Source organism: Flavobacterium sp. (assembly GCF_024305175.1).
In the GTDB taxonomy this organism is placed as follows: domain Bacteria; phylum Bacteroidota; class Bacteroidia; order Flavobacteriales; family Flavobacteriaceae; genus Flavobacterium.
Genome location: NZ_JAMWYY010000038.1, coordinates 19556 through 27884 on the forward strand (window position 1 = coordinate 19556; position 8329 = coordinate 27884).

Sequence of the window (8329 nt, forward strand, 5' to 3'; positions counted from 1 at the left end):
CATTAAGTTATAATTATAACACGTATTTACTTAAATATAAAATTATTACATTTACACGAAATTTCAAACCTACCGATAACATTAAACAATTATTATGAAGAAAATCTTTCTCCCCTTATTATTAGTAAGTCTTGCAGGTGCAGTAAATGCGCAGGAAGGCAGCGCTAATGATTTTAACAAGTGGTCTGTAGATGTAAACGGCGGTGTAAACAAAGCTGCCAATCCTATGTCGCAGGGTTATCATATGAACGCAAATAACCTTTTTCATGCAGACCTTGGTTTTCGTTATATGTTTAATACAAAATTCGGACTTAAACTACACGGAAGTTACGATGTTTTAAACGATGATGGAGATAACCCGGACAGAGAATTTAAGAGTGAAGTAATTGGTATAGCTTTACAGGGATATGCCAATCTTGGGCGTATTATGGAATTCGAAACCTGGACAGACAGGATTAATGTTTTAGGACACCTTGGTGTAGGTGTTTCACAACTTACAAATGATCAGTTTGACGGCGGAGACAGGCTTGGTAACTTTCTTATTGGTATGGGGGCCCAATATAGAATTTCTAACGGGATTGCCATTAATGCCGACTTTACCATGATAAACAACTTTTCTCAGCATAAAACATGGGACGGAGCAGATTATGACCCAATGGGTGAACAGGGATTTGACAGTACACTTTACCATGCTACAATAGGTTTATCTTTTTACCTGGGTAAACATGAAAAACATGCTGACTGGTATGTAGATGAAAAATCTGATGAGCTTGAAGATATTGAAAGCAGGCTTGGTGAAATGGAAACACTAATGAATGACACCGATAAAGATGGTGTGCCTGACTACCTTGATGCAGAGCCTAATACTATTACAGGTGTTGCTGTTGACAGCAAAGGACGTACTATTGACAGGAACAATAACGGTGTGCCGGATGAGCTTGAGTCTTATATAGAAGCTAAAAACACTGAAGTGAAAAGCAGTGTAGCATCAGATATTAAAGACCTTATTAACGGTGGATACGTGAACGTTTATTTCGACTTTAACCAGGATATGCCTAATGCACAATCTGTTAATGGTATAAACTTCCTTATTAAATACCTGAAAGATAATCCAAGTGTAAATGCTGACGTAATAGGTTATGCTGATGAAATTGGTAATACCGAATATAATCAGGCTTTATCTGCAAGAAGGGCTGAAAATGTTAAACAAATACTTGTTGATGCAGGAATTGACGGTTCGAGGCTAAACATTATGGGTAACGGAGAAGACACATCTGTTAGCAAAGACTCTAAATATGCACGCCAGGTGGTTAGAAGGGTAACATTTATCCTTAAATAATCACAGGTTAATAACTATACTGAAAACCTCTGCTTAATGCAGAGGTTTTTTTATATCTTTAAAATAAAAACTATGAGTCCGCGAGACATTGCAGTAAGCAGCATAAGAGAAGAATTACTGGGCAGTATTCACCCACAGTCTTCTCCCGAAGAAATATTTCAGAACAAAACCATACGTCCGGTACTTAAATTTCAGAATGATATTTTTGTAGCTTCATTCATAAACTATGTAAACAAGCATAAAACCGATTTTTACAGCCTGAGTGTAGAGAAGAAACTTTTATTTATAGAAAATGCTATACAAAAGGATATCAAGTTTCGTAATGCTTTAAAGGGTATGGTTATAGCTATGTTTACAATAGAAGAGTTTAATGAGTATATTAAAAACTCATCAAACTTGAATAAAAGAATGATGAATTTAGTAATTGAAAGACTTAAAGACCAGGTTCAGTTACTGGAAGAAAAAGCAGTATAATAAAAAGGAGGAACTTAAAGTTCCTCCTTTTTATTATTTTTTGGTACAAGTACCAATACTTCTTTTGTTTCTTTGAGCAGTGTGATTTTATCTTTATCCACATCTACGGCATCTGACGTTTCCAATAACTGAAGGAAATCATTTTCCCTGACACCCTTACAATACATTTTAGTAGAAACAAGCCTGCTTACATTTATACCGCCTTCCTGGTTAAGATTATAAGTGCCGTTGAATGAATTACATCCTCCTTTACCATTAACTTTATAATCGGCAGTAAAGTTTATATAAGGCATGCCATTTGCAAAATCTTCTGTTGTAGCTTTTTTCCCCTGTATAGATTGTAACTCCCAAGTGGTGGCTGTAAGTGTCTGTTGGGGTGTATCTCCTTGAGTACTGCCACAACCTGCAATACACGCAGCCGCTATAATACCTATTATCTTTTTCATTTTTGAATAGTTTTATTCAAATTTAAGGAGATAATACGTACTAAAACTAATTTTATTATAAAATTAGCACGTGTTACAGCAGGCCGTTATACTTACGTGTAAACCACTCGGCAGCGAGTGTTAGTGCTACTATAACTAAAAGCCATACCCAGTCTATCAGCGGAGATTTTTTTATAACTTCTTTCTGTACGGCTTTATAACTTTCATCTTTTATGAGAAGGTCAATAAGTTTATCTGCATTGTCAGGATAAAAAACACTGCCACCTGTATTCTGAGCTGTTTGTAGTAAACGCTGCAAATCAGGATTTACAAACTGTTTTTCAATTTCAAAATCAAGTACTTCAAAATTACCGGTATAAGATGTATTAGAACCAGCCTCTTTCGCGTTTATCTGATATTGACCCGCTTCCAGTCCGTCAAGGTTTACTTTATATTCATTGTTTCCTTTTAGGAAATCATACATTTTAGCTTTTCCCGTAGCTTTATTTTTAAGCTGTAGCGTAATGCGGGCATTTTCATCAAACTCATAATTTTTATTAAAGTACTGCGCTGTGATACTGATAAATTCACCCGAATTATAAAAATTTTCGTGGTTTACTACCAGGGATTTTCTTTTAGAATTTGAAGCAAGATATTGTATGGTTTTATCAATGAAAATATCAAACTTCTCAAAAGACTTATCATTAAGATGGGATTCCATCCGCCATTTCCAGATATTTTCACCCAGTAAAAAAGCATTCCTGGAAGCGCCTTTTTCAGAAAAAACCAACATGGGGTTTTCTGTTTCCGTATTTCTCACCTTAGTGCCTAACAGTACAGAAGCATTGCCCTTAACGGATATAGTGCCAAAAGGATGCTGCAATGGCGGGAACTGCCCGAAACCAATATCTTCAACAGAAAAAAGATTAAACATTGGGTTATACATAGCTGTATAATCTTCCTTCTGCCCGGTCATTCTAAAACCGAGCAAATCCTGGTACTGGTTAAGCAGGTTAAAGTCAGTACTTAACCCGGTAATTGTTAATGTATTTAAGCCTGCTGTTTTATTTTGTTCTAATAACCCCCTGAAAGAAGCGTCAGGCTGGTACAAAAGCAAGACGTTATAATCGCGAAGCGATTTAACTTCCGAAGGTTTTAAGATAACAACATTGCGTTGCTTGTTGGTTTCTATTGCACGTTTTAAAGCGCCAAGGTCGGGATGGTTAACAGATGATACAATTGCTACTTCAGACCGCTGGTCTATAACCTCCACTGCAAAATTTTTGGTGTTGTTATACGTGTTCTTCTCCTGTAATGATGAAGTTATAACCGCCTTATAAGTTTGCACTCCTACCCTTTCAGCGCTTAGCAGTACAGTAATTGCCTCTGCTTTTTTATCTGTGGTAAAATTAATTGCTTGCTTGTGCAATACTTTATTCCCCTGTATTATGCTGAATACTGCATTTACATTTTTGTTGCCGCTGTATTGTGCAAAAACCTCTACCGGAAATTTATTTTTAAGCAATGCATACTTATTTACATTTACCTGATTCACCTTTAGGTCAGGATAAAGCGTAGTATCACCTAAAACTACAGGATATACAGCAGTATTTTCATTAAAGCTGTACACATAATCATTACCAAGCGTCTGGTTACCGTCGGTAAGTAAAACAACGGGATAGTTACTGTTGCGGTACAATTGCTTAAGATCCTGTGCTGCCTGGTCTATATGGGTTTGCTTTCCTTTAAAATCTGGCTCGTTGCCTGAGTTAAAATTTTCATCAAAAGTAAAGGGCTGAACATCAAACTTTTCATTCAGTTTTTCATTCATAATTATTTTACTATACAATTTTTTAACAACACTATCCTGCTCCAGTTCCTGTATAGACTGAGAGTTATCTGTTAAAACAGGTAATGGTGTTTTGATTGTTTCGAATGAGGTACGGGTTATTACCGGGTTTATCAGTAAAACAAAAATGGCAAAACACGTACAGAAACGTAAAAAAGCCAGGAAGAATTGCAACCTGCCTTTCTTTCTGGCTTTAAAAAAGTATTGTAAAAATGATAATGCAAATGCTACAAGTGCAGCTACTATAAGTAATAAAACCGTAGATGTAGTCATTTTTATATTATCTCTAAAATTTAAATTTAGTTTTATGTAAGCATACCGCCATCTACATTAAGGGTTTGCCCTGTAACGTATGCCGACATATCAGATGCAAGAAAAACGCATGCATTGGCTACATCCTCAGGTGTGCCGCCTCTTTTTAATGGGATGTTCTCCGTCCACCCTTTTATAACTTCTTCACCCAGCTTTTCTGTCATTTCAGTTTCAATAAAGCCTGGGGCTATTGCATTGCAACGGATGTTCCTTGAACCAAGTTCTAATGCTACTGATTTGGTAAAACCTATAACACCGGCCTTAGAAGCCGCATAGTTAGTTTGCCCTGCATTACCCTTAACGCCAACCACAGAGCTCATATTAATGATAGAGCCTTTACGCTGCTTAAGCATGGTGCGCTGCACAGCTTTTGTCATATTAAATACCGACTTAAGGTTTACCTCTATAACCTTATCGAAATCTTCTTCAGAAATACGCATAAGCAGGTTATCTTTGGTTATACCTGCATTATTTATAAGTATATCTATAGCCCCGAATTCTGCAACAACATCATCGGCAAGCTTTTGTGCCTCGTTAAAATCTGCGGCATTGCTTTGATAACCTTTTGCCCTTATGCCCATACTGTTAAGTTCATCTTCAAGAGCTTTGGCAGCTTCGGCAGATGCACTGTAGGTAAAAGCAACGTTAGCGCCGTGTTTTGCAAAAACCTGCGCAATCCCACGGCCTATACCCCTGCTCGCACCGGTAATTATAGCCGTTTTTCCTTCTAATAATTTCATAGGTATTGTTTAGTTTGTTCGCTTATATAAAGTGACAAATATAATAAAATGTTTATGGTAATATTAAGTGATGTTTTATAGATTTGGCAATATACCCGCGCAAAGGTGTTAAATTTGCAGGTAACCAAGAATATAAAGAAGTAACTTATATGCTTAAATCAATACTATTAGTAGGTGTTGGCGGTGCTGCCGGAAGCATGCTGCGTTACCTTACAGCTTTGCTGGTAAACAGGTATGCCAATAGCCACTTTCCGTGGGCAACCTTTACTGTAAATGTATTAGGATGCTTTTTAATAGGACTGCTGTTCGGTTTGCTTGATAAACAACAAATAGCAAATCAGAACATCCGACTGCTTTTAATAACAGGCTTTTGCGGTGGTTATACTACTTTTTCTGCGTTTTCTATAGAGAATTTAAGCCTTTTGCAGGGGCAAAACAGCCTGGTTGCATTTGCCTATATGGCGGCAAGCATTATTGCAGGGCTTGCAGCAGTATGGCTTGGGCTAATTATTGCAAGATGAACTTAATATGAGTTAATTTTTAAACTATTATTAAACATTACCTCATTGTACTAAAGTTTTATTAAATAGTTTTCAATATCAGTTGTTTGGTAGTAGCTTTGTAATCAAATGAATATGAAGAAGAAGATTAACCAATAAATTGCTGTAATATGAAAACGATTTTAAAATTTTTACTTGCCCTGCTCGCCGGATTTGGCGTTGTAAGTGTATTAAGGTTCGCCACCGAAGCCGAATGGAACGAAGAAGAAGAATGGGACATACACAACGAGGAAGAATATCCCCTGTTCGTATAACACATATAAGAATAAATCAGACTGAAGCCGGCAATTAGCCGGCTTATTTTTTTAACATACTCCTGCCCCGCTTTAATATTTTGCACTAATAAAAAGTTAAATAAAAGCTGATTATCAAACTTTAAGACATCATTAATATACAATGCGTGAGCCTATATGTAACTTAGTATAAGTTTAATGACGAAAGGATATAATTATGGGCACAGAAGCAAAAAATAATGATGGTGAAAACAAAAACCGCATACCTGAAAACGGTGTTAATACAGCGTCAGGAAATTGCGAAAATGAAAGCAATGAAGATTTCTGCTCTAAAGAGACACCCGCAGGAACTGACCCTGACAGGTATAAGTATATTGAATCTGACGTAAGTGAAGCGAAAGATGACCTCCATGAGTACGATTATGATAAGAAACCAAAAAACCACACTACCCCGGAAGAAAGGATGATTAATCCGGACAGGGGTGAATAATAGTTAAACTAAAATTAGATGCTATGAATACAGATAACAAAAAAAATAACATCACAGATCCTGACAGGGATAAAAACCCTGAGCAGTCGAGAGATGTTAACCCCGACCCGAGCGGAGTTGAAAATTGGGATAAGGACGATTACATGAGCCGTAATATTGAGAAAAACAGGCCTGAATTTGAACGCAGTAACCTGAACCCTGATCGTGAAAAACGCACAGGAAGCAACCTTAACCCCGACAGGAATAGCGGAGAGCGATAAAAATTAACCAACACTAAGCACATTTATTAACTAAATAAAATTTATTATGAGTAACAAGAAATTAATATTGGGTATTGCAGCAGGTGTTGCAGCCCTTGCAGTAACAGGAATTATTTTAAAAAGAAAAGGCAAATTAGATGGATTATCTGATAAAGCTTCAAGATTTGGTAGTGATGTGAAAGACAGGTTCAACAACATTAAAGAATCTGCTAAACATAAATTTGACGAAGTAGTTACCAAAGGCGGAGATATTGCCGATAATATTAAACAAAGCCAGCAGGGTAAAACTACTGCCGCTACAAGCACGGGCAGTACGGCTAACCCAGGCGCTAAAGGGGTTACAAACCCTGCAACAGCTTAATTAGCTTAACGGCTTTTACAGATAAAAGGTGTCTTTATTTCAGAAGGCACCTTTTTTGTTATCTTTATAAATGAAAATTATAATGAGATGAAAAAATATATAGGATTAATACTTTTTGCCATAATAGCGGTTTACAGTTGCAAGACCCAAAACAACTTTTCAGGTGAAAAAGTAGCCGATAATACTAAAACAAACGATACCCTTCGCATTGCCAATGATTCGCTTGAATATGAAGTTATTATCATAGATCCCGGATTTAACTCATGGCTTGCAGCAAGAGCAAGGCCACGGGGTTATTACGGGCAGCCTTATCTTGAAAATAAGAACCAGATATGGGTAGCTACTTGGAATTCGAGGGTATTTAACCCGCAGCAATATGGAGAGCTTTACCAGATGCGTATAGACTATAACCCTACTATTAATTACGGGTATGAGGTTAACTACCTGTTATATAACTACCTTGTTTATTTTCAGCATACCAACAACCAAAGGCTTGGTGGTGTTGTACCGCAATACTAAAACAGGTATATTTGCTGACACCTCTTGCAACTATGGAAAAACTAAAAAAACGTTGGGGAATATCAAGTAACTTTCAGCTGGTAATGATATTTATAGTCTTTGCCGTTACAGGTTCGTCTTCAGCATATTTATCCAAACCGGTACTGGCATGGATGGGTGTCACGAAAGAAACAATGCCTCTTTATTTTTATATACCCTTGTACCTTATCCTGATTTTTCCTATCTATCAGGTTTTGCTTGTATTCTTTGGCTTTATCTTTGGGCAGTTCCGTTTTTTCTGGAATTTCGAAAAAAAGATGCTTAAGATGGTCGGCCTTGGTTTTCTCTTTAAAAACTAAAGCCCCGCATGGCAGGGCTTTATATTGTTACTGATTTTTCAGTTTAGATTTATAATGCTTTTTAAGCTTTTCCAGCTTTGGTGATATTACTGCCTGGCAGTAGGGCTGGTTCGGGTTTTGTGTATAATAATCCTGATGGTAATCTTCCGCAGGATAAAATTTGGTAGCTGCCGAAACTTTGGTAACAATTTTTTTATCAAAAATATTCTGCTCACCAAGCTCTTTTATAAATTTTTCAGCTGCCGTTTTTTGTGCTTCAGTAGTATAAAATACTTCACTCCTGTATTGTGTGCCTACATCGGCGCCCTGCCTGTTTAGTGTGGTAGGATCATGTGTAGCAAAGAAAATTTCAAGCAAATCCTCATATGCTACCTCGTCGGGGTTAAAAATTATTTTTATGGCTTCGGCATGGCCTGTGTAACCGCCACA

General features: G+C 37.0%; 13 protein-coding genes. 9 read left to right on the forward strand and 4 right to left on the reverse strand.

Annotated elements, in window-relative coordinates; genetic code table 11:
* The first annotated feature begins 94 nt into the window (after positions 1-94).
* Entirely contained in the window at positions 95-1339 is a 1245-nt protein-coding gene (locus Q0K96_RS10115; protein ID WP_297333873.1) for an OmpA family protein, read from the forward strand.
* Between the two features lie 72 nt (positions 1340-1411).
* Positions 1412-1813 (forward strand): glyoxalase, encoded by a 402-nt coding sequence (locus Q0K96_RS10120; RefSeq protein WP_297333874.1) that lies wholly within the window; start codon positions 1412-1414, stop codon positions 1811-1813.
* A gap of 14 nt (positions 1814-1827) precedes the next feature.
* Here Q0K96_RS10120 and Q0K96_RS10125 read toward each other — a convergent pair whose 3' ends face one another.
* The 3 genes from Q0K96_RS10125 to fabG form a co-directional block, all read right to left on the reverse strand.
* The gene (locus Q0K96_RS10125) at positions 1828-2259 is read right to left on the reverse strand and encodes an META domain-containing protein (RefSeq protein WP_297333875.1); all 432 of its coding nucleotides are present in this window, start codon (positions 2257-2259) and stop codon (positions 1828-1830) included.
* 73 nt (positions 2260-2332) lie between these two features.
* A complete protein-coding gene (locus tag Q0K96_RS10130) occupies positions 2333-4360 on the reverse strand; it encodes a hypothetical protein (RefSeq protein WP_297333876.1) in 2028 nt (675 codons plus the stop codon).
* A gap of 32 nt (positions 4361-4392) precedes the next feature.
* Positions 4393-5139 (reverse strand): 3-oxoacyl-[acyl-carrier-protein] reductase, encoded by a 747-nt coding sequence (gene fabG, locus Q0K96_RS10135; protein WP_297333877.1) that lies wholly within the window; start codon positions 5137-5139, stop codon positions 4393-4395.
* A 149-nt stretch (positions 5140-5288) separates the two neighbouring features.
* Between fabG and crcB the strand changes: the two genes are divergently transcribed.
* From crcB to Q0K96_RS10170, 7 genes are all read left to right on the forward strand, one after another.
* Positions 5289-5660 (forward strand): fluoride efflux transporter CrcB, encoded by a 372-nt coding sequence (gene crcB / locus Q0K96_RS10140; protein ID WP_297333878.1) that lies wholly within the window; start codon positions 5289-5291, stop codon positions 5658-5660.
* Positions 5661-5809: 149 nt separating this feature from the next.
* Positions 5810-5953 (forward strand): hypothetical protein, encoded by a 144-nt coding sequence (locus Q0K96_RS10145; protein WP_297333879.1) that lies wholly within the window; start codon positions 5810-5812, stop codon positions 5951-5953.
* 196 nt (positions 5954-6149) lie between these two features.
* A complete protein-coding gene (locus Q0K96_RS10150) occupies positions 6150-6422 on the forward strand; it encodes a hypothetical protein (RefSeq protein ID WP_297333880.1) in 273 nt (90 codons plus the stop codon).
* A 23-nt stretch (positions 6423-6445) separates the two neighbouring features.
* Positions 6446-6682, forward strand: coding sequence for a hypothetical protein (locus tag Q0K96_RS10155; RefSeq protein WP_297333881.1), 237 nt, complete (start codon positions 6446-6448; stop codon positions 6680-6682).
* Between the two features lie 46 nt (positions 6683-6728).
* Entirely contained in the window at positions 6729-7043 is a 315-nt protein-coding gene (locus Q0K96_RS10160; RefSeq protein WP_297333882.1) for a hypothetical protein, read from the forward strand.
* Positions 7044-7130: 87 nt separating this feature from the next.
* Positions 7131-7562, forward strand: a complete 432-nt coding sequence (locus Q0K96_RS10165) for a DUF6146 family protein (RefSeq protein WP_297333883.1) — start codon at positions 7131-7133, stop codon at positions 7560-7562.
* Positions 7563-7594: 32 nt separating this feature from the next.
* Positions 7595-7900 (forward strand): DUF6787 family protein, encoded by a 306-nt coding sequence (locus Q0K96_RS10170; protein ID WP_297333884.1) that lies wholly within the window; start codon positions 7595-7597, stop codon positions 7898-7900.
* 27 nt (positions 7901-7927) lie between these two features.
* On the opposite strand, the gene msrA is transcribed toward Q0K96_RS10170, so the two are convergent.
* Positions 7928-8329 (reverse strand): peptide-methionine (S)-S-oxide reductase MsrA (msrA, locus tag Q0K96_RS10175; RefSeq protein ID WP_297333885.1); only part of this gene is annotated, 402 nt, incomplete at its 5' end.

Coding starts and splice junctions, on each gene's coding strand:
- Q0K96_RS10145 (WP_297333879.1), top strand. CDS start 5,810: ATGAAAACGATTTTAAAATTTTTACTTGCCCTGCTCGCCGGATTTGGC.
- Q0K96_RS10150 (WP_297333880.1), top strand. CDS start 6,150: ATGGGCACAGAAGCAAAAAATAATGATGGTGAAAACAAAAACCGCATA.
- Q0K96_RS10125 (WP_297333875.1), bottom strand. CDS start 2,259: ATGAAAAAGATAATAGGTATTATAGCGGCTGCGTGTATTGCAGGTTGT.
- Q0K96_RS10160 (WP_297333882.1), top strand. CDS start 6,729: ATGAGTAACAAGAAATTAATATTGGGTATTGCAGCAGGTGTTGCAGCC.
- Q0K96_RS10155 (WP_297333881.1), top strand. CDS start 6,446: ATGAATACAGATAACAAAAAAAATAACATCACAGATCCTGACAGGGAT.
- fabG (WP_297333877.1), bottom strand. CDS start 5,139: ATGAAATTATTAGAAGGAAAAACGGCTATAATTACCGGTGCGAGCAGG.
- crcB (WP_297333878.1), top strand. CDS start 5,289: ATGCTTAAATCAATACTATTAGTAGGTGTTGGCGGTGCTGCCGGAAGC.
- Q0K96_RS10165 (WP_297333883.1), top strand. CDS start 7,131: ATGAAAAAATATATAGGATTAATACTTTTTGCCATAATAGCGGTTTAC.
- Q0K96_RS10170 (WP_297333884.1), top strand. CDS start 7,595: ATGGAAAAACTAAAAAAACGTTGGGGAATATCAAGTAACTTTCAGCTG.
- Q0K96_RS10130 (WP_297333876.1), bottom strand. CDS start 4,360: ATGACTACATCTACGGTTTTATTACTTATAGTAGCTGCACTTGTAGCA.
- Q0K96_RS10120 (WP_297333874.1), top strand. CDS start 1,412: ATGAGTCCGCGAGACATTGCAGTAAGCAGCATAAGAGAAGAATTACTG.
- Q0K96_RS10115 (WP_297333873.1), top strand. CDS start 95: ATGAAGAAAATCTTTCTCCCCTTATTATTAGTAAGTCTTGCAGGTGCA.